This is a genomic window from Burkholderia sp. Bp9090 (genome assembly GCF_003857985.1).
GTDB lineage: Bacteria > Pseudomonadota > Gammaproteobacteria > Burkholderiales > Burkholderiaceae > Burkholderia.
Genome location: NZ_QTPV01000049.1, coordinates 27,242 through 45,181 on the forward strand (window position 1 = coordinate 27,242; position 17,940 = coordinate 45,181).

General features: G+C 70.1%; 19 protein-coding genes and 1 tRNA gene. 9 read left to right on the forward strand and 11 right to left on the reverse strand.

Going from position 1 to position 17,940, the window contains the following annotated elements:
- Positions 1 to 44: 44 nt before the first annotated feature.
- Both DIE16_RS30905 and DIE16_RS30910 read right to left on the reverse strand, forming a co-directional pair.
- Positions 45 to 680 (reverse strand): LysE family translocator, encoded by a 636-nt coding sequence (locus DIE16_RS30905; protein WP_124571404.1) that lies wholly within the window; start codon positions 678 to 680, stop codon positions 45 to 47.
- Positions 681 to 751: 71 nt separating this feature from the next.
- Positions 752 to 1,663 (reverse strand): NAD(P)-dependent oxidoreductase, encoded by a 912-nt coding sequence (locus DIE16_RS30910; protein WP_260434486.1) that lies wholly within the window; start codon positions 1,661 to 1,663, stop codon positions 752 to 754.
- A gap of 56 nt (positions 1,664 to 1,719) precedes the next feature.
- On the opposite strand from DIE16_RS30910, the gene DIE16_RS30915 reads away from it, so the two are divergent.
- Complete coding sequence (locus DIE16_RS30915) at positions 1,720 to 2,487, forward strand: Mut7-C RNAse domain-containing protein (protein WP_124894035.1); 768 nt, start codon at positions 1,720 to 1,722, stop codon at positions 2,485 to 2,487.
- Positions 2,488 to 2,687: 200 nt separating this feature from the next.
- Here DIE16_RS30915 and DIE16_RS30920 read toward each other — a convergent pair whose 3' ends face one another.
- Complete coding sequence (locus tag DIE16_RS30920; RefSeq protein ID WP_044846339.1) at positions 2,688 to 2,921, reverse strand: hypothetical protein; 234 nt, start codon at positions 2,919 to 2,921, stop codon at positions 2,688 to 2,690.
- A 370-nt stretch (positions 2,922 to 3,291) separates the two neighbouring features.
- On the opposite strand from DIE16_RS30920, the gene DIE16_RS30925 reads away from it, so the two are divergent.
- From DIE16_RS30925 to DIE16_RS30940, 4 genes are read left to right on the forward strand one after another with little or no spacing between them, the layout of a single operon-like run.
- The gene (locus DIE16_RS30925; protein ID WP_124894036.1) at positions 3,292 to 4,497 is read left to right on the forward strand and encodes an efflux RND transporter periplasmic adaptor subunit; all 1,206 of its coding nucleotides are present in this window, start codon (positions 3,292 to 3,294) and stop codon (positions 4,495 to 4,497) included.
- A gap of 10 nt (positions 4,498 to 4,507) precedes the next feature.
- Entirely contained in the window at positions 4,508 to 5,206 is a 699-nt protein-coding gene (locus tag DIE16_RS30930; RefSeq protein WP_124520499.1) for an ABC transporter ATP-binding protein, read from the forward strand.
- Positions 5,207 to 5,224: 18 nt separating this feature from the next.
- Complete coding sequence (locus DIE16_RS30935) at positions 5,225 to 6,379, forward strand: ABC transporter permease (protein ID WP_124489227.1); 1,155 nt, start codon at positions 5,225 to 5,227, stop codon at positions 6,377 to 6,379.
- Positions 6,380 to 6,391: 12 nt separating this feature from the next.
- Complete coding sequence (locus DIE16_RS30940; protein ID WP_124668270.1) at positions 6,392 to 7,558, forward strand: ABC transporter permease; 1,167 nt, start codon at positions 6,392 to 6,394, stop codon at positions 7,556 to 7,558.
- A gap of 13 nt (positions 7,559 to 7,571) precedes the next feature.
- Here DIE16_RS30940 and DIE16_RS30945 read toward each other — a convergent pair whose 3' ends face one another.
- The 3 genes from DIE16_RS30945 to DIE16_RS30955 all read right to left on the reverse strand — a co-directional run bounded on the left by DIE16_RS30945 (position 7,572) and on the right by DIE16_RS30955 (position 10,409).
- Positions 7,572 to 8,909 (reverse strand): carotenoid oxygenase family protein, encoded by a 1,338-nt coding sequence (locus tag DIE16_RS30945; protein WP_124894037.1) that lies wholly within the window; start codon positions 8,907 to 8,909, stop codon positions 7,572 to 7,574.
- 16 nt (positions 8,910 to 8,925) lie between these two features.
- Positions 8,926 to 9,552: a DUF2239 family protein gene (locus tag DIE16_RS30950; protein ID WP_124668268.1), complete on the reverse strand. Its 627-nt coding sequence runs from the start codon at positions 9,550 to 9,552 to the stop codon at positions 8,926 to 8,928.
- Between the two features lie 125 nt (positions 9,553 to 9,677).
- A complete protein-coding gene (locus DIE16_RS30955) occupies positions 9,678 to 10,409 on the reverse strand; it encodes a glutathione S-transferase family protein (protein ID WP_124571398.1) in 732 nt (243 codons plus the stop codon).
- A gap of 38 nt (positions 10,410 to 10,447) precedes the next feature.
- Between DIE16_RS30955 and DIE16_RS30960 the strand changes: the two genes are divergently transcribed.
- From DIE16_RS30960 to DIE16_RS30970, 3 genes are all read left to right on the forward strand, one after another.
- Positions 10,448 to 11,422: a LysR family transcriptional regulator gene (locus tag DIE16_RS30960; RefSeq protein ID WP_124894038.1), complete on the forward strand. Its 975-nt coding sequence runs from the start codon at positions 10,448 to 10,450 to the stop codon at positions 11,420 to 11,422.
- 246 nt (positions 11,423 to 11,668) lie between these two features.
- The gene (locus DIE16_RS30965; protein ID WP_124489222.1) at positions 11,669 to 13,009 is read left to right on the forward strand and encodes an MFS transporter; all 1,341 of its coding nucleotides are present in this window, start codon (positions 11,669 to 11,671) and stop codon (positions 13,007 to 13,009) included.
- Between the two features lie 62 nt (positions 13,010 to 13,071).
- Entirely contained in the window at positions 13,072 to 14,469 is a 1,398-nt protein-coding gene (locus tag DIE16_RS30970; RefSeq protein ID WP_124894039.1) for an enolase C-terminal domain-like protein, read from the forward strand.
- Between the two features lie 70 nt (positions 14,470 to 14,539).
- On the opposite strand, the gene DIE16_RS30975 is transcribed toward DIE16_RS30970, so the two are convergent.
- The 5 genes from DIE16_RS30975 to DIE16_RS30995 form a co-directional block, all read right to left on the reverse strand.
- A tRNA-Ala gene (locus DIE16_RS30975) sits at positions 14,540 to 14,615 on the reverse strand.
- 65 nt (positions 14,616 to 14,680) lie between these two features.
- Positions 14,681 to 15,040, reverse strand: coding sequence for a c-type cytochrome (locus tag DIE16_RS30980; protein ID WP_124894040.1), 360 nt, complete (start codon positions 15,038 to 15,040; stop codon positions 14,681 to 14,683).
- Complete coding sequence (locus DIE16_RS30985; protein ID WP_124894041.1) at positions 15,037 to 15,834, reverse strand: BON domain-containing protein; 798 nt, start codon at positions 15,832 to 15,834, stop codon at positions 15,037 to 15,039. Before DIE16_RS30985 ends, DIE16_RS30980 begins: the two co-directional genes overlap by 4 nt.
- 17 nt (positions 15,835 to 15,851) lie before the next feature.
- Positions 15,852 to 16,436 carry an SIS domain-containing protein gene (locus DIE16_RS30990; protein WP_124520491.1) on the reverse strand — a complete coding sequence of 195 codons (585 nt, stop codon included), beginning with the start codon at positions 16,434 to 16,436 and terminating at the stop codon, positions 15,852 to 15,854.
- Positions 16,437 to 16,563: 127 nt separating this feature from the next.
- Complete coding sequence (locus DIE16_RS30995; RefSeq protein WP_124486891.1) at positions 16,564 to 16,992, reverse strand: YraN family protein; 429 nt, start codon at positions 16,990 to 16,992, stop codon at positions 16,564 to 16,566.
- Between the two features lie 46 nt (positions 16,993 to 17,038).
- Here DIE16_RS30995 and rsmI point away from each other — a divergent pair, with 46 nt between their 5' ends.
- Positions 17,039 to 17,917, forward strand: coding sequence for a 16S rRNA (cytidine(1402)-2'-O)-methyltransferase (gene rsmI / locus DIE16_RS31000; RefSeq protein WP_124520490.1), 879 nt, complete (start codon positions 17,039 to 17,041; stop codon positions 17,915 to 17,917).
- Positions 17,918 to 17,940: the final 23 nt, after the last annotated feature.

The window sequence follows — 17,940 nt, forward strand, 5'->3', positions numbered from 1 at the left end:
GGCGCGGGGCGCCCGACGGGCCGCGTGGGCCGCGCAGGCCGAAATTAGTGACGGACCAGCGCCATCATCGCGCCGAAGCCGACGAAGATGCCGCCCGTCAGCCGGTTGAACACCTTCGCGACGCTCTGGCTCTTCAGCGTCGCGCCGATGCGCGTGCCGAACGACGCGTAGACGAGATACCAGCTGACCTCGATCACCGCGAACGTGACGACGAGGATGCAGAACTGCGGCAGCGTCGGCTCGGCTGCATTGATGAACTGCGGCAGCAGCGCGGCCGCGAACAGGATCGCCTTCGGGTTGCTGCCCGCGACCAGGAAACCGTTGCGGAACAGCGCCCAGCGTGATGCCGACGCGCCTTGCGAAACCGCATCGACGTCCGCGGCCGGCGTGTCGTCGACGCGCGCGCGCCACGCCTTCACGCCGAGATAGATCAGGTAGGCGGCGCCCGCGAAGCGCAACGCATCGAACGTCGTCGGCCACGCCTCGAGCACCGCCCCGAGCCCCGCCGCGGACACCGCGAGCATCAGCACCAGCGCGCTCAGGCAGCCGGCCATCGTCGACGCCGAACGGCGCAGCCCATGCTGCGCGCCGTGCGTCATCACGAGCAGCATGTTCGGACCCGGAATCGCCGACACGACGAACACCGTCGCCACGAAAAGCCACCACGTATGCAGGTTCATGACCGCCCCGATCGAAAGAGAAATGAAATGTCGATTATGCCGTGCGCGCGGCGTTTTTGTCCCGCGTCGGCTCAGCGGCCCGCGCGGCGCAGCGCGACTTCGCCGAGCACCGCGAAGTCCTGTTCGCCGCCGCCGTGCGCGAGCGCATCGAGCAGGCTGTCGCGCACGACGCTCGCCACCGGCAGCGGCACCGACGCTGCGTCGCCGGCCTCCAGCGCGAGCCGCACGTCCTTCAGCCCGAGGCGCGCCTTGAAGCGCGCGGGTTCGTAGCTGCGCTCGGCGATCATCCCGCCGTAGCCTGCGTAGACCGGCCCCGGGAACACGCTGTTCGTGATCACGTCGAGGAAATCGCGCATCGCGACGCCGTGCGCGCCGAGCAGCGCGGACGCCTCGCCGAGCGTCTCGATCGCCGACGCGAGCGTGAAATTCGCCGCGATCTTCGCGACGTTCGCATGCTGCGGCAGCGAGCCGAACCGCCAGGTCTTCTGGCCGATCGCGTCGAACAGCGGCTGCACGCGGTCGATCGCCTCGGCCGGGCCGCCGGCCATGATCGTCAGGCGCGCGGCCGCCGCGACGTCCGGGCGTCCCATCACGGGCGCGGCGACGTACTCGAGGCCGCGTGACGCATGCGCGTGCGCGAGCGACTCGGCGAGCGCGACCGACACCGTCGCCATGTTCACGTGGATCAGGCCGCGCGGCGCCTGCGCGAGCAGCGCGTCGTCGAATACTTCGCGCGCGGCCGCGTCGTCGGCGAGCATCGAGAACACGGCGTCGCCGCGAAACGCGTCGGCCGGCGTCGTGACGATCTGCGCGCCCAGCGCGGCGAGCGGCTCGGCGCGCTCGCGCGACCGGTTCCAGACCCGCAGGGCGTGCCCCGCCTTCAGCAGGTTCGTCGCAATCGCCTGCCCCATTTCGCCCAGCCCGATAAATCCGAGATCCATTTCCCCGCTCCTTCGACCCGTGAAGCGGGGAGTTAAACACAGATGGCGGCGGCCTGCAGCCCCCGGCGACCGGCCGTGCGCGGTGCGATACTGCGCCAATGGCGACCGCGACCTTCCGCTTCCACGGCGAACTGAACGCGTTTCTCGCGCGCGAGCAGCGCGAGTGCGCGTTCGCGCATGCGTTTGCGCGCGACGCGACGGTCAAGCACGCGATCGAGGCACTCGGCGTCCCGCATACGGAAATCGGCCTGCTCTGCGTGAACGGCGCACCGGCCGCCCTCGACCGGCCGCTCGGCGACGGCGACCGCGTCGACATCCATCCGGAACGCGCGCAGCCGGCGGCCGCCTCGCCGCTGCCGCAACCGGACCGCTGGCGCTTCGTCGCCGACGCGCATCTCGGCGGCCTCGCGCAGCTGCTGCGCCTCGCCGGCTTCGACACCTGCTACGACAACCACTACCGCGACGACGAACTCGCGGCGCTCGCCGCGCGCGAAGGCCGGATCGTGCTGACCCGCGACCGCGAGCTGCTGAAGCGCCGCGCGGTCGTGCGCGGCTGCTACCTGCATGCGCAGCAGCCGGACGCGCAGCTGCGCGAGCTGTTCGCGCGGCTCGATCTCGCGCCGCACATGCGGCCGTTCCGGCTGTGCCTGCGCTGCAACGCGCCGCTGCACGCGCTCGATGCGGCGGACGCCGCGCCGCGCGTGCCGCCGGGCGTGCGCCAGCGGCACCGGCGCTTTGCCGCGTGCGACGTGTGCCGGCGCGTGTTCTGGGAAGGGTCGCACTGGCGGCGCATGCGCGCGGTGGTCGATGCGATGCGCGCGCCGCCGCCCGATGCCCTCGAGTTTCCGGACGTGGCGGACGCCTGAAAGAACAAAACCCCGCAGGCCGGAGCGTGCGGGGTTTCGCGACGGCCGGCCGGCAGCGGCGGCCCCGGCGGAGCGTGCTTAGTTCTGCGCGCCTGCGTCGTTCCGGACGTGGCGGACGCCTGAAAAAACAAAACCCCGCAGGCCGGAGCGTGCGGGGTTTCGCGACAGGGAGCCGGCAGCGCCGGCCCGGTGAAGCGTGCTTAGTTCTGCGTGCCTGCGTCGTTCGTGCCGGCGGCCGAAGCGGCTGCAGCCTTCGCCTTGCCCTTGGCCGAACCGTGTTGCTTCAGCTGGTGCTTCGGCTTGCTGTGATCCTTCTTGGCCGGTGCCGGTGCAGCGGCCGACGTGTCGGCTGCCGGCGCCGACGCCTGTGCGAATGCCGAAACCGATGCGAGAGCGAATGCTGCGGTCATGATCGAAGCGAGCGTCTTCTTCATTGTTCTTCCTTTAGCGGAGAAAAAGTCAAACGTACCGGTAAGAGATGCGAGGCATCCGCATCGGAACATCAGTCGCGCCGGGCTCCCGGTCGCCACCGGACGGGTCGGCTCTCGCCTTTCCGCCTCGGCAAATACTGACGCACAGGCTCCATAACGCATCGCCCGCGCGGCGAGTTGACATGCAGCTTGCATCGTTCGGGTTTCCCCGGGGGGGCACGGGTTTCGCGCCCGCGCGACGCGCCGCCGGGACCTGCGTCAATCGTCCGACAAACCGGCTCTCGCGCCCGTCGCGCCGACGCTATACTGGCCACCTTCCGTCCCAACCGGACGCGGCCGGTCACGAGACCGCCGCCGTCGCAAGGCGCCCAAATTGCCCGATCACAATCTGGACAAACTGAAAATCGACCGGCGTCCGATCGCACCCGCGCCACGCCGGCGCCGGTGGGTCCGCTACGCGGTCGCCGCCGCGCTCGTCATCGTCGCGATCGTCGCCGCGCTGGCGCTCACCGGCCGGCCGACGGTCGACACGACCTCCGTCACGTCCGCCTACCCGTACCAGAACGACACCCAGCTCAACGCGACCGGCTACGTCGTGCCGCAGCGCAAGGCGGCGGTCGCGTCGAAGGGCCAGGGTCGCGTCGAGTGGCTCGGCGTGCTCGAGGGCACGCGCGTGAAGAAGGACGAGATCATCGCGCGGCTCGAAAGCCGCGACGTGCAGGCGTCGCTGGCACAGGCACGCGCGCAGGCGCAGGTCTCCCGTGCGAACCTCGGCGTCGCGCAGGCAGAGCTGAAGGATGCGGAGATCGCGCTGCGCCGCACCGCCGCGCTCGCGCCGAAGGGCGCGGTGCCGGCCGCGCAGCTCGACATCGACACGGCCCGCGTGAACAAGGCACGCGCGTCGATCAACAGCGACGAAGCCGCGATCGCGTCCGCCGAAGCCAATGCGCAGGCCGCGCAGGTTGCGGTCGACCAGACGGTGATCCGCGCGCCGTTCGACGGGATCGTGCTCGCGAAGCACGCGAACGTCGGCGACAACATCACGCCGTTCTCGTCCGCGTCGGACAGCAAGGGCGCGGTCGTGACGATCGCCGACATGGACACGCTCGAGGTCGAGGCCGACGTCGCCGAATCGAACATCGCGAAGATCCGCGCGGAGCAGCCGTGCGAGATCCAGCTCGACGCGCTGCCCGACATGCGCTTCGCGGGTCGCGTGTCGCGCATCGTGCCGACCGTCGACCGCTCGAAGGCGACCGTGCTGGTGAAGGTGCGTTTCGTCGACCGCGACGAGCGCGTGCTGCCCGACATGAGCGCGAAGATCGCGTTCCTGTCGAAGCCGGCGTCGCCGCAGGACCGGCAGCCGGTGACGGCCGTGCAGGCGAGCGCGGTGGTCGAGCGCGACGGCCGCCCGGTCGTGTTCGTCGTGAAGGACGACACGGTGCGTGCGACGGCGGTGACCCGAGGCGCGCGGATCGGCGAACTCGTCGCGATCCGCGGCGTGAAGCCCGGCGATACGGTCGTGCTCGCGCCGGGCGCGAAGCTGAAGGACGGCGCTAAAGTCGCCGTCGCGAAGAAGTAGCGTGGCGCGCGTGAACGACGCCTCGCCGCCCCTCGTCGAGATCAGCCACGTCGCGAAGTCGTACCGGCGCGGCAACCAGGTCGTGCCGGTGCTGACCGACATCACGCTCGACATCGGCGCAGGCGACTTCGTCGCGCTGATGGGGCCGTCGGGTTCCGGCAAGAGCACGCTGCTCAATCTCGTCGCCGGCATCGACCGGCCCGACAGCGGCGAGCTGCGCGTGGGCGGCCTCGACATCTCGCGGCTCGAGGAAGCGCAACTGGCCGAATGGCGCGCGGCGAACGTCGGCTTCATCTTCCAGTTCTACAACCTGATGCCGGTGCTCACCGCGTTCGAGAACGTCGAGCTGCCGCTGATGCTCACGCACCTGTCGCGCCGCGAACGGCGCGAGCGCGTCGAGCTGGTGCTCGACATGGTGAATCTCGGCGACCGGACCAGCCATTACCCGTCCGAGCTGTCGGGCGGCCAGCAGCAGCGCGTCGCGATCGCGCGCGCGCTGATCACCGACCCGGTGCTGATCGTCGCCGACGAGCCGACCGGCGACCTCGACCGCGCGTCGGCCACCGACGTGCTCGCGATGCTGCAGCGGATGAACGCCGAGCTCGGCAAGACGATCATCATGGTGACCCACGATGCGCACGCGGCTGCCGCCGCGCAGTCGCTCGTGCATCTGGAGAAAGGAGAGTTGATCGATGGGCACGCCGTCTGACGGACGGGAGCGCGCACGATGATGGTGTTCAAGCTGATCGCGCGCAACGCGCTGCGGCACCGGCTGCGCACGCTGCTGACCGTGCTCGGGCTGACCATCGCGGTGCTGGCGTTCGGGCTGCTGCACACCGTCGTCGACGCGTGGTACGCGGGCGCGGCCGCCGCGTCGAGCGGCCGGCTCGTCACGCGCAACGCGATCTCGCTCGTGTTCCCGCTGCCGGTCAGCTACGAGAACCGGATCCGCGGCGTCGACGGCGTGACGGCCGTGGTCCGCTCGAACTGGTTCGGCGGCATCTACCGCGACCCGAAGAACTTCTTCGCAAGCTTCGCGGTGTCGGAAAACTACCTCGACCTGTATCCGGAATTCATCCTCCCGGCGCAGCAGCGCGCCGACTACGTCCGCGACCGCCGCGGCTGCCTCGTCGGGCGCCAGCTCGCAACGCAGTTCGGCTTCAAGGTCGGCGACGTGATTCCGCTGAAGGGCACGATCTATCCGGGCACGTGGGATTTCGTCGTGCGCGGCATTCTCGACGGCCGCGACGACTCGACGATCACGCGCCAGCTGGTGTTCCACTGGGACTACCTGAACGAGACGGTGCGCAAGCGCACGCCGAAGCAGGCCGACCAGGTCGGCGTGTTCGTGCTCGGCGTCGCGCACCCGGACGACGGCGCCGCGATCGCGCGCAACGTCGACGCGGTGTTCAGGAACTCGCTCGCCGAAACGCTGACCGAGACCGAACAGGCGTTCCAGCTCGGCTTCGTCGCGATGTCGAACCAGATCATCGCGGCGATCCGCGTCGTGTCGTACGTGGTGATCCTGATCATCATGGCCGTGATGGCGAACGCGATGGCGATGAGCGCGCGCGAACGCACCGCCGAATATGCGACGCTGAAGGCGCTCGGCTTCGGCCCCGGTTTTCTCGCGCTGCTCGTGTTCGGCGAATCGGTCGTGATCGCGGTGGTCGGCGGCGGGCTCGGGATGCTCGCGACGCCGCCGGCCGCGAGCCTCTTCAAGCAGGCCGCGGGCGGCATCTTTCCGGTGTTCAGGGTGTCGGACGGGACGATGGCGCTGCAGGCCGCGTGCTCGATCGCGGTCGGCTTCGCGGCCGCGCTGGTGCCGGCGTGGCAGGCGGCACGCGTGCGCGTGGTCGAAGGCCTGCGGGCGATCGGCTAGAGGCACGCATCGATGGCCATTCCGCTCACCTACATCGCGCGCAACCTGTGGACCCGGCGGCTCACCACCGCGCTCACCGCGGGCGGGATGGCGCTGGTGATCTTCGTGTTCGCGACCGTGCAGATGCTCGACGCGGGGCTCACGCAGACGCTCGTGTCGACCGGCGAACCCGACAACGTCGTGGTGATCCGCAAGGGCGCGGAAACCGAGATCCAGAGCGCGATCGACCACCAGCAGGCCAACGCGCTCGAGATGCATCCGGCCGTCGCGCTCGGCCCCGACGGCCGGCCGCAGGTGTCGAAGGAAGCCGTCGTGCTGATCTCGCTCGTGAAGACGTCGACCGGCAAGCCGTCCAACGTCGTGATCCGCGGCGTGTCGCCGGCCGGCCTCGCGCTGCGCCCGCGCGTGAAGCTGGTCGCCGGCCGCACGTTCGCGCCGGGCTCGTCGGAGATCGTCGTCGGCAGCGCGATCGCGAAAGGCTTCAGCGGCACGCAGCTCGGCGACCGCCTGCATTTCGCGCAGCGCGACTGGACCGTCGTCGGCATCTTCGACGCGGGCGGCAGCGGCTTCGATTCGGAGATCTGGGGCGACGTCGACCAGCTGATGCAGTCGTTCCGGCGCACCAGCTATTCGTCGATGGTGCTGCGCATCCCGAGCGCCGACGGCTTCGCGCGCTTCAAGGCCGACATCGACGTCGACCCGCGCCTCACCGACGAAGCGAAGCGCGAGCAGACGTTTTACGGCGACCAGTCGAAGGCGCTGTCGACCTTCATCAACATCCTCGGCATCACGCTGTCGACGATCTTCTCGATCGCCGCGATGATCGGCGCGATGATCACGATGTATGCATCGGTCGCGAACCGCACCGCCGAGATCGGCACGCTGCGCGCGCTCGGCTTCAAGCGCATGAACGTGCTCGCCGCGTTCCTGCTGGAGGCGCTGCTGCTCGGCTTCGTCGGCGGCGTCGCGGGGCTCGCGTGCGCGTCGCTGATGGAGTTCGCGTCGTTCTCGACGACCAACTTCCAGACTTTCTCCGACCTGTCGTTCCGTTTCGTGTTGACGCCCGCGATCGTCGTGAAGACGCTGCTGTTCTCGCTCGTGATGGGGCTCGTCGGCGGGTTCCTGCCGGCGATGCGCGCCGCGCGGCTGAGCATCGTCGACGCGCTGCGCGCGCAGTGACGCGTGCGGCCGCTCACGCTGGGCGCTCGCGCGGCACCCACGCGCCGTGGAACCCGGCCGGCACGCGGCGCGGCAGGTGCACGGTCGCGACCGGCGCCGCGTCGATCGCGCGCGCATCGAGGATCACGACGTCGCTCGTATCCGTCGCCGCGCGGTAGACCACCACCAGCAGCCAGCCGTCGTCCTCGTCGGTGCCGCCCGGGCGCGGCACGAACACCGGCTCGCCGTTCTGGTCGCCGGCCGGCACCGCGTAACGCGTCGTCGTGCCGCGCATGTGATCGAAGCGCATCACGCCGCGCATCTCGGTGTGGTTCGGCTGCTCGGCCGCATACAGGTAACGGTAGCGGCGCCCGGTCCGGCTTTCGTTGATGCGCGGCAGCTCGATGCCCCCATCGGCGAGCGGCCCCTCGTCGACCAGCCCGTTCGCGGTATCGATCACGTAGCGCCACAGTTCGCCGACCGGGTTGTCGGCGAACCGGCCGGTGCGCGCGTCGAGCCGCAGGAACCACGGATAGCGCACCGCATCGAGCACGATGCACGACGCATCGCAGTCGTACGCGTTCACCACGTGCTGGATGAAGCACGGCTCGATCCCGAACCAGCGCACGTCGCCGCCGTGGCGCGGCATCACGCCGATCCGCGCGTCGCGGTCGTCGTGCCAGCGCAGCGGCATCCGGTGCCCGTGCTTCAGCATCGCGAAGTCGTAACCCACGTTCAGGTCGAGCAGCAGGCTGCGGGTCTCGGTGATCGCGAGGTCGTGCATCATCGACGGCGCGCGCACGTCGACCGCGAGGTCGACGCGCTGCACGCCCTGCGCGTCCGCGACACCGTAGCGCAGCCACGGCGCGCGCCAGTCCGCGCGAAACAGGATCAGTTCGCCGGTCACCGGATCGACCTTCGGATGCGCGGTCATCGCGCCGCCGAACGCCGCGTGCCGCGCGGGCGCACCGAGCGTGTCGAGCGCGGCCGTGATCGCGAGCGGCGCGCCGCCTTCGGCCAGCGCGAGCAATTCGCCCGCGTGCTGCAGCACGTTCACGTTCGGATTCGTGTCGGGCAGATGCGGCGCCTGCTCCGGTGCGTGAACATCGGCCCAGCGGCGCGTGCGGGCCCAGCGGTTCCGGTAACCCGCGGCGCGGCCGCGTTCGAACGCGATCGCGTGCAGCATCGCCGCTTCCGGCCACCACGACAGCACGTCGTTGCCTTCGAAACGGCCGCCCGGCGGATTCGGGCCGTTGCGCAGCAGCGTGCCGTCGAGTTCGGGCGGGATCGTGCCGGTCACGCGCAGGTCGACGAGGTCGGCTTCGTCGGCGACCGGCGCGATCGCGCCGCGGTTCAGATCGAACGTCGTCATCGCGTCGTGTGCTCCTTCAGCAGTCTTCGGTCGACGGCGGCAGATCGCCGCGCGCCAGTGCGAGCGCATGGTCGCGCACGTCGTCCGGCCAGCCGGCGACCCACTCGGCCAGCCGCGCGAGGTCGTTCGCGTACAGCGCGCGCGCGGCCTCCTCGAAACCGGGCAGGTCGCCCGCGATCGCGGACATGAAGTGATAGGCGCGTGCCTGCGCGTCGCGGCGCCGGTCGGCCGCCGCATGCGTGCGCCGCGCGTCCTCGACGAGCTTGCGCAGCGCGACGGACGCGCCGCCCGGCTGCGCGGCGAGCCACTCCCAGTGACGCGGCAGCAACGTGACCTCGCGCGACACGACGCCGAGCTTCGGACGGCCGCGGCCGCGTTGTTCGCCCGCCCCGCCTCCCTCCGCGGCGGGCGCGGATGCATCGCCCGGCGCTGCCGCGTAACGCGCGCGGATATCGTCCGCCGTGCCGCGCAGGTCGAGGTCGATCGAGCGGCCGGTCGCGTCGTCGAAGATCACGATCGTGCCGGACATGGCGTCGCCGGCCGCCTGCCGGACCGCGACCGCCACCGTCGCGAGCGGGCCCGACGCGACGCGCCGGTGGCCGTCGAACGCCGTGTAGGAAGGGAGAAGTGTGGAGAGCGTCATCGTGGTCGCCCGTGGGCAGAAATCGGAATGACGCTATTTTTATCCGGGTATAAATTGAATGTCAATATCACCCGGGTAAAAATTTGCCGACGCCGTGCGCGTCGGGTGAGCGCGCTGCCCCGTCTTCAGGGCGTCGCGGCCGGCATCGCGGTCACGCGCGCGCTGGCGAGCGCATCGTCGAGCGACACATGCCCTTCGAAGGCCGACGACGCCGGTAGCGGCCGGTTTTCCTCGATCGCGTGAGCGAACTGCACGCCGGCGTCGTCGGCGAGCCGTGCGCGCAGCGCGGCGACGTGCGGAAACGCATCCTGCTCGAACACCGCGTGATAGTCGGCCCAGCGGGCGATTCCCGCGAAATACGCGTCGGCCAGCGTGCGTTGCGCGCCGAGCAGCCACGGACCGTCGCCGCGCTCGAGCAGCGCTTCGAGGTGACGGTGCGCCTTCAGCACCTTGCCGCGACCGTATGCCTGCAGCACGGTTTTCTCGGCGCCTTCGGCGCCGTGTTCGTACACGTACCAGAGCGCGCCAAACGCGCTGAAGAACGTCGTGTTCAACCACGCGAGCATGCGGTTCAGACGGTCGAAATCCGCGCTGCCCTGGCGGAACGCGAGGCCGCTGTCGAGCGCCTGTGCGCCGACATGGCCGAGGATCGCGACGCTTTCGGTAAGCACGTCGCCGTTCGCGGTCACGAACGCCGGTGTCTCGGCGGCGGGGTTCAGCGCGAGGAACGCGTCGCTCGTCACGAGGCCCGGCATCGTGATGCGCGACAGCCGGTAAGGCCGGCCTGCCCATTCGAGCGCGACGATCGAGCCGAACGAGCAACCGGCGGGAATGCCGTAGAGAAGGATCGGAGACATGGGGATTTCGCAGAAGTTGATCGAGCAATCATGCTCCCATGACGAACGATCGCGCAGTAGCCGCTAGAATCGAAACCCGTCGTTTCTCCTGGTGGACGCTGACAGTGAATCTGAACGATCTCTACCTCTTCGTACAGGCGGTCGACGCGGGCAGCATGTCGGCGGCCGCACGTCGGCTCGACCTGCCGAAATCGACGGTCAGCAAGCGCGTGGCCGAGCTCGAGCGCACGCTCGGCGCACGACTCGTGCATCGCACGTCGCGCAGCTTCCGGCTGACGCCGGTCGGCGCCGAATTCTTCGAGCATGCGCGCGCGGCGGTGATCGAGGCCGAAAGCGCGCGCGACGCCGTGCTGCGGCAGGCGGCCGAACCGGCCGGCGTCGTGCGGATCACGAGTTCGGTGCCGGTGGCGCAGCACATCCTCGCGCCATGCCTGCCGGCGCTGGCGATCGCGCACCCGAAGCTGCTGCTGCAGATTCACGCGAGCGACCGGCTCGTCGACATCGCGCAGGAAGGCTTCGACATCGCGGTCCGCAGTCATTTCGCGCCGCTCCCCGATTCCGCACTCGTGCAACGGCCGCTGGCCACGTCGCCGATCGTCGCCGTCGCGTCGCCGGCGTATCTCGCGCGTGCCGGCACACCGGACGCGCCGACCGACCTCGCGCGGCACGACGGGCTTCATCCGGGTCCTCAGCCATGGCGGCTGCAGCGCGCCGGCGACACCGTCGACGTCGCCCCGCGCATCCGAATGCAGGCGGACGAGTCGACGCTGCTGCTGCAGGCCGCGACGGCCGGCCTCGGGATCGCATGCCTGCCCGACTGGATCGCCGGCGCCGCGCTCGCGTCGGGCGCGCTCGTGCACGTGCTGCCCGGCTGGCGGGCCGGCACCGTCACGACCACACTGCTGATGCCGCACCGGCGCGGCCAGTTGCCTGGCGTGCGCGCCGCGGTCGAGTTTCTCGCGGAACACGTCGCGGCCCACCACGGCGCCGCCCCGGACGACGCGCACGCGTGAACGGGCCTTCCGCCGAATCGCGCCCACAATTCGCGCCCGCCTCCAATCGATTCAATTCCTGAATCGATCAAGTCAGTAATTGGCATGAAAGCGCATATTTCGCCGTGACAGAATGATCCGGACGCCGTGCCCCCGGGCATCGGCGTTCGGCGTCCGGCCTCCGGCCGGCAACACCACCACGAAAAAACGCGCGCACCCGACGCGCAGCCGCACGACGGCACCTTCCGCCCTTCGGAGGAGACACTGATGAATCCGCTTCACGCATTGCCGGCGTCCGCGTCGGCAACGGCCCGGCGCACCCGCGTGCGCTGGCTCGTGCTGACCGTGCTGTTCGCGGTCACGACGATCAACTACGCGGATCGCGCGGCGATCGCGATCGCGGGTCCGGCGCTGGCCCGCGCGCTGCACCTGAGCCACGTGCAGATGGGCTTCATCTTCTCGGCGTTCGGCTGGTCGTACGTGATCGCGCAACTGCCGGGCGGCTGGCTGCTCGACCGCTTCGGGTCGCGCATCGTCTATGCGTTCAGCATCTTCTTCTGGTCGCTGTTCACGCTGCTGCAGGGCGGCATCGGCTTCTTCGGCGGCGCAGCCGCGTTCGCGCTGCTGTTCGGATTGCGCTTCCTGGTCGGCGCGGCCGAGGCACCGTCGTTCCCGGCCAACAGCCGGATCGTGTCCACCTGGTTCCCGGCCGCGGAGCGCGGCACCGCGTCGGCGATCTTCAATGCCGCGCAATACGCGGCGACCGTCGTGTTCGCGCCGCTGATGGGCTGGCTCGTGCACGCGTACGGCTGGCAGTCGGTGTTCGCGGTGATGGGCGTGCTCGGCTTCGCGTTCGTGCTGGTGTGGAACCGCACGATGTACGACCCGAAGGCGCACCCGCGTATCAACGATGCGGAGCTCGACTACCTCGCCGAAGGCGGCGCGCTCGTCAACATCGACCAGGCGACCGGCGCGCGCGACGGCGGACCGTCGATGCGTCACGTGAAGGCGCTGCTGAGGAACCGGATGCTCGTCGGCGTGTACGTCGCGCAGTACTGCATCAACGCGCTCACCTACTTCTTCATCACGTGGTTCCCCGTCTATCTCGTGCAGGCGCGTGGGATGTCGATCCTCAACGCGGGGCTCGTCGCGTCGATCCCGGCCGTGTGCGGCTTCCTCGGCGGGATTCTCGGCGGCATCGTGTCCGACGCGTTGCTCAAGCAGGGCCAGTCGCTGTCGGTCGCGCGCAAGGTGCCGATCGTGATCGGCATGCTGCTGTCGATGTCGATGATCGTCTGCAACTACACCGACTCGCACGTGCTGGTCGTGCTGTTCATGGCGCTGTCGTTCTTCGGCAAGGGGCTCGGCGCGCTCGGCTGGGCCGTCAACGCCGACACCGCGCCGCGCCAGATCGCCGGCCTGAGCGGCGCGCTGCTCAACACGTGCGGCAATCTTTCCAGCATCACCACGCCGATCGCGATCGGCTATATCGTCGACCGCAGCGGCTCGTTCAACGGCGCGCTGGTGTACGTCGTCGCGCACGCGCTGGTCGCCGTGATCTGCTACCTGTTCGTCGTCGGCGAGATCCGCCGCGTCGAGCTGAACTGAACGGCGCGGGCCGCGCCGGCGGGTCCGGCGGCCCGTGCATCACCGGAACCAGGAGCGAACCGATGTCCGAATCCCGCCGTGCCGGCACGCCGCGCGTCACGCGCATGCAGGTGATCCCCGTCGCCGGCCGCGACAGCATGCTGCTGAACCTGTGCGGCGCGCACGCACCGTATTTCACGCGCAACCTCGTGATCCTCGACGACAACAGCGGCCACACGGGCGTCGGCGAAGTGCCCGGCGGCGAAGGCATCCGCCAGGCGCTCGAGCGGATGACCGATCTTGTGGTCGGCCAGTCGATCGGGCGTTACCAGGCGACGCTCAACGCGGTGCGCGCGGCGTTGTCCGGCGCCGGTGCGACGGCCGGCCGGACGATCCGGCACGAGGTGACGTCGGCCGGCGAGGCGGCCGTGCTGCGCCAGCCGCACGAGATCAACCTGCGACTCGACAACGTGATCACCGCGATCGAGGCCGCGCTGCTGGACCTGCTCGGCCAGCATCTCGACGTGCCGGTCGCGGCGCTGCTCGGCGAAGGCCAGCAGCGCGACGCGGTGCCGATGCTCGCGTACCTGTTCTACATCGGCGAGCGGCGCCGCACCGACCTGCCGTATCGCGACGAGACGCACGCCGCCGATCCGTGGTTCCGGTTGCGCAACGAAGCCGCGCTCACGCCGGCCGCGATCGCGCGGCAGGCCGAGGCCGCGGTCGAGCGCTACGGCTTCGCCGATTTCAAGCTGAAGGGCGGCGTGATGGCCGGCGCGGACGAAATGGAAGCGATCGCGGCGATCAAGGCGCGCTTTCCCGACGCGCGCGCGACGCTCGACCCGAACGGCGCGTGGTCGCTCGACGAAGCGGTCGCGCTGTGTCGCGGGCAAGGTCATCTGCTCGCGTACGCGGAGGATCCGTGCGGGCCGGAAGCCGGTTATTCGGGCCGCGAGGTGATGGCCGAGTTCCGGCGCGCGACCGGCATTCCGACCGCGACCAACATGATCGCGACCGACTGGCGGCAGATGGATCATGCGGTGCGGCTGCAGGCGGTCGACATCCCGCTCGCCGATCCGCACTTCTGGACGATGCAGGGCTCGGTGCGGCTCGCGCAGCTGTGCCGCGACTGGGGGCTCACGTGGGGTTCGCACTCGAACAACCACTTCGACGTGTCGCTGGCGATGTTCACGCACGCGGCCGCGGCGGCGCCCGGCACGATCACCGCGATCGACACGCACTGGATCTGGCAGGAAGGCGACGCGCGGCTCACGCGCGAGCCGCTCGAGATCGTCGGCGGCCAGGTGGCCGTGCCGGAGCGGCCGGGGCTCGGGATCGAGCTCGACATGGCGCAGGTCGAGGCCGCGCATGCGCTGTATCGCGAGGTCGGCGGCACGGCGCGCGACGATGCGATGGCGATGCGGTATCTGGTGCCGGGCTGGACGTACGATCCGAAGCGGCCGAGTTTCGGGCGGGGGTGACGGCGGCGGAGCGGGACACGCGGAAAAAACAAAAGGGCCCGGTCTTGCGACCGGGCCCTTCGGAATCCGTTGGTGGAGCGGAGGAGGATCGAACTCCCGACCTTCGCATTGCGAACGCGACGCTCTCCCAGCTGAGCTACCGCCCCAACAGACGACCATCATACACATGCATTTCCGCGCTTGGCAATAGGGGTTCCGTCACCCCGGCGCGTCACTTCGACGGCGCGCCGGCCAGCACCCATTCGACCACGGAGCGCAGATCCGCGTCGCTCATGCGCGGGTGTGCCGGCATCGGAATCGCGCCCCACACGCCGGAGCCGCCGTCCTTCACCTTCTTCGACAGCTTCGCGACGGCCTGCGGATCGGACTTGTAGCGCGCGGCGATGTCCTTGAACGACGGACCGACGAGCTTGCGGTCCACTGCGTGGCAGCCCATGCAGGCATTGCCGCGCGCGACCTTCAGGCCGTCGCCGACGTCCGCATGCGCCGTGCCGAGCGCGCCGGCCGCGAACGCGGCCGCCGCGGCGCCCTGCACCATCCATTGCTTCAACTTCATCTGCGTCGACTTCATTGCGGCGTGGCCTTCGGGTTACCCGGATGCACGCTCGACGAATTCGAGATCGGCGCCGGCTGTTGCAGCGGCGTGGACTGGACCGACGCATCGGGCACGGCACCGACCGTCGCGGCATCCGCGGGCGCGGCGGCGGGCTGCGCGCCGGATGCCCCGCTCGGCGACGCGGCCTGCAATGCCTGCGCGTCCTGCGGCTGGATGTACTGGAACACCTTCACGACCTTCTCGACGCCCGGCACCTGGCTCGCCGCATCCGCGCCGCGATTGCCTTCGTCGACCGTCACGAGGCCCATCAGATAGATGTTGCCGCGCTCGCTGACGACCTTGTAGTAGTTCGCCGACAGCCCCTTTGTCGCGATGAACTCGGACTTCACGCGTCCTTCGAGATACGAGTCGTTCGCGCGCGACGACAGCGACGATGCCGGCTCGACCGACAGCTCGTTGACGATGCCGTTCACGTTGTTGATGCCGCGCACGATTTCCTCGGCGCGCTGCTTCGATGCGTCGTTCGGCACTTCGCCCGTCAGCAGCACGCGGCGGTTGAACACCGTCACGTTCACGTGCGACTGGTCCGGCAGCCCGTTGTTGATCTGCGTGAGCGACTTGACCTGGATCTCGCGATCCTCGGTCTGCGCGCCGAGCGTGCGGCGATCGGTCGCGATCAGCGCGCCGCCGCCGGCCGCCGCACCCAGCACGCCGAGCACGCAACCCTGCAGCGACATCGCGAGGCCCGCCGTCAGCGCGGCGAGCAACGTGGTTCTGACGAGCGTCTGTTTGACGCGGCTTTGGTTCATCGACGGCTCTCCTTCGTTCAATCCTCACCCAGCAGCATCGCGTCGATGCCGTCGCACAGGCAGTGGATGGTCAGCAGATGGACTTCATGGACGCGCGCCGCGCGCGAGGCGGGCACGCTGATCGGAATATCGGTATCGGACAGCGCGGCCGCGACGGCTTGGCCGTCGCCACCCGTCAGCGCGACGACGGTCATCTCGCGCTCGTGCGCCTCGTCGATCGCGGCCAGCACGCGCGGCGACGCACCGCTCGCGTCGAGCACCAGCAGGATGTCGCCGGTCTGCCCGAGCACGCGCACCTGCTGCGCGAACAGCTGGTCGACGGCGGATGCCCCCATGAGGCCGCCCTGCGACGCGTCGGTGGCCAGCGCGATCGCGGGCAGGCCCGGACGCTCGCGCTCGAAGCCGCCGACGAGCGACACGGCGAGGTAGTGCGCGGCGGCAGCCGACGGGCCGTCGCCGCACGCGACGATCTTGTTGCCGTTCGCCAGCGCGGCGAACATCGCATCGACCGCGGCTGCGATCGGCAGCGACAGCGCGTCGGCCGCTTCGGCGTGTAGCGCGGCGCTGTCACGGAAATGTTGCTGAATACGTTCGACTGACATCGATTCCTGGTGAACTGGGCGCGTGGGCACACCGCGCGCAACGTCATGGGTGCGGCGAGTTTACCGCACTCCGGCACCCTCTCCGGGGGTATGACGAGAACTCTTTACATCTCGTCACAGCTCGCGGCTACGCATCGTCGGCACGAAATGCATCGCGCAGCCACTCGAGCCGGCCGGCCTCGAACGCGACGACGTCGAAACGGCACGCGGCACCCGCGCCATGCCGCACCCAGAAATGAAGCGCGGCCGCGACCAGACGCCGCCGCTTGCGCCAGCCGATGCTCGCGGCCGCGCCGCCGTGCCGCGTGCTGCGCCGCGCGCGCACCTCGACGAACACGAGCGTGCCGTCGGGCGTGCGCATCACGAGGTCGAGTTCGCCGCCGCGCATCGTCACGTTCGCCGCGACGAACGCGAGACCGCGGCGCTCCAGGAACTGCCGCGCGCGCTGCTCGAACGTCGCGCCAACCGACCTGGATCGCGTCGTGCCGGAAAAATTGCCGCCGCCGCGCGGCAAACCGCGCTCGCCGCCCGGCGCGGCAGGCGCCGCGTGGCACAATGCCGTCCTTGTTCCGCTTGCGCCGCGATTGCGCGCATTGCCTGCCATGACTGCCCTCCTCGAACTCGCGCAAACACAGCACTACCCGGACGCCGCGCTCTACGTGGTCGCGACGCCGATCGGCAACACCGCCGACATCACGCTGCGCGCGCTGCACGTGCTCGGCCTCGCCGACCGCATCGCGGCCGAAGACACCCGCAACACGGGCCAGCTGCTGGCCCGCTACGGGATCTCGAAGCCGCTCGTCGCCGTGCACGAGCACAACGAACGCGAAGCCGCGCTGCGCGTGATCGAGCTGCTGCGCGCCGGCGAACGCGTCGCGTACGTGTCGGACGCCGGCACGCCCGGCATTTCGGACCCGGGCGCGCGGCTCGTCGACGCCGTGCGCGCGGCCGGCTTCGCGGTGATTCCGCTGCCGGGCGCGAGCGCGGCCGTGACCGCGCTGAGCGTGGCGGGCGACTGGGCCGGCACGTTCACGTTCGCGGGCTTCCTGCCGCCGAAGGCGAAGCAGCGTGCGAGCGCGCTGCAGGCGCTCGTGCGGCACCCGTACGCGCTGGTCTTCTACGAAGCGCCGCACCGGATCGCGGACACCGTCGCCGCCCTCGCCGACGTGTTCGGCCCCGCGCGCCGGCTGCTGATTGCGCGCGAGCTCACCAAGCTACACGAGCAGCTGTTCCAGGGCACCCTGGCCGAAGGACAGAGCTGGCTCGACGGCGATGCGAACCGGCAGCGCGGCGAGTTCGTGCTGGTCGTGGAAGGCGCGCCGGCCGACGGCGGCGAAGCCGACGACACCGCGCACGACGCGCTGCTCAAGCTGCTGCTGGAAGAAGTGCCGGTGAAGAGCGCGGCGAAGCTCGCGGCCGCGTTGACGGGCGCGTCGCGCAACGCGCTGTATGCGCGCGCGCTGGTGCTGAAGGAAGGCTGACGCGCGAGCACGGACGGCCTCCG

Bases quoted from the DNA above. Each gene is read 5' to 3' on its own strand.
- DIE16_RS30940 (WP_124668270.1), top strand. From the start codon at position 6,392: ATGGCCATTCCGCTCACCTACATCGCGCGCAACCTGTGGACCCGGCGG.
- DIE16_RS30985 (WP_124894041.1), bottom strand. From the start codon at position 15,834: ATGAACCAAAGCCGCGTCAAACAGACGCTCGTCAGAACCACGTTGCTC.
- DIE16_RS30980 (WP_124894040.1), bottom strand. From the start codon at position 15,040: ATGAAGTCGACGCAGATGAAGTTGAAGCAATGGATGGTGCAGGGCGCC.
- DIE16_RS30950 (WP_124668268.1), bottom strand. From the start codon at position 9,552: ATGACGCTCTCCACACTTCTCCCTTCCTACACGGCGTTCGACGGCCAC.
- DIE16_RS30965 (WP_124489222.1), top strand. From the start codon at position 11,669: ATGAATCCGCTTCACGCATTGCCGGCGTCCGCGTCGGCAACGGCCCGG.
- DIE16_RS30955 (WP_124571398.1), bottom strand. From the start codon at position 10,409: ATGTCTCCGATCCTTCTCTACGGCATTCCCGCCGGTTGCTCGTTCGGC.
- DIE16_RS30970 (WP_124894039.1), top strand. From the start codon at position 13,072: ATGTCCGAATCCCGCCGTGCCGGCACGCCGCGCGTCACGCGCATGCAG.
- DIE16_RS30945 (WP_124894037.1), bottom strand. From the start codon at position 8,909: ATGACGACGTTCGATCTGAACCGCGGCGCGATCGCGCCGGTCGCCGAC.
- DIE16_RS30960 (WP_124894038.1), top strand. From the start codon at position 10,448: ATGACGAACGATCGCGCAGTAGCCGCTAGAATCGAAACCCGTCGTTTC.
- DIE16_RS30920 (WP_044846339.1), bottom strand. From the start codon at position 2,921: ATGAAGAAGACGCTCGCTTCGATCATGACCGCAGCATTCGCTCTCGCA.
- DIE16_RS30990 (WP_124520491.1), bottom strand. From the start codon at position 16,436: ATGTCAGTCGAACGTATTCAGCAACATTTCCGTGACAGCGCCGCGCTA.
- DIE16_RS30935 (WP_124489227.1), top strand. From the start codon at position 5,225: ATGATGGTGTTCAAGCTGATCGCGCGCAACGCGCTGCGGCACCGGCTG.
- DIE16_RS30915 (WP_124894035.1), top strand. From the start codon at position 1,720: ATGGCGACCGCGACCTTCCGCTTCCACGGCGAACTGAACGCGTTTCTC.
- DIE16_RS30905 (WP_124571404.1), bottom strand. From the start codon at position 680: ATGAACCTGCATACGTGGTGGCTTTTCGTGGCGACGGTGTTCGTCGTG.
- rsmI (WP_124520490.1), top strand. From the start codon at position 17,039: ATGACTGCCCTCCTCGAACTCGCGCAAACACAGCACTACCCGGACGCC.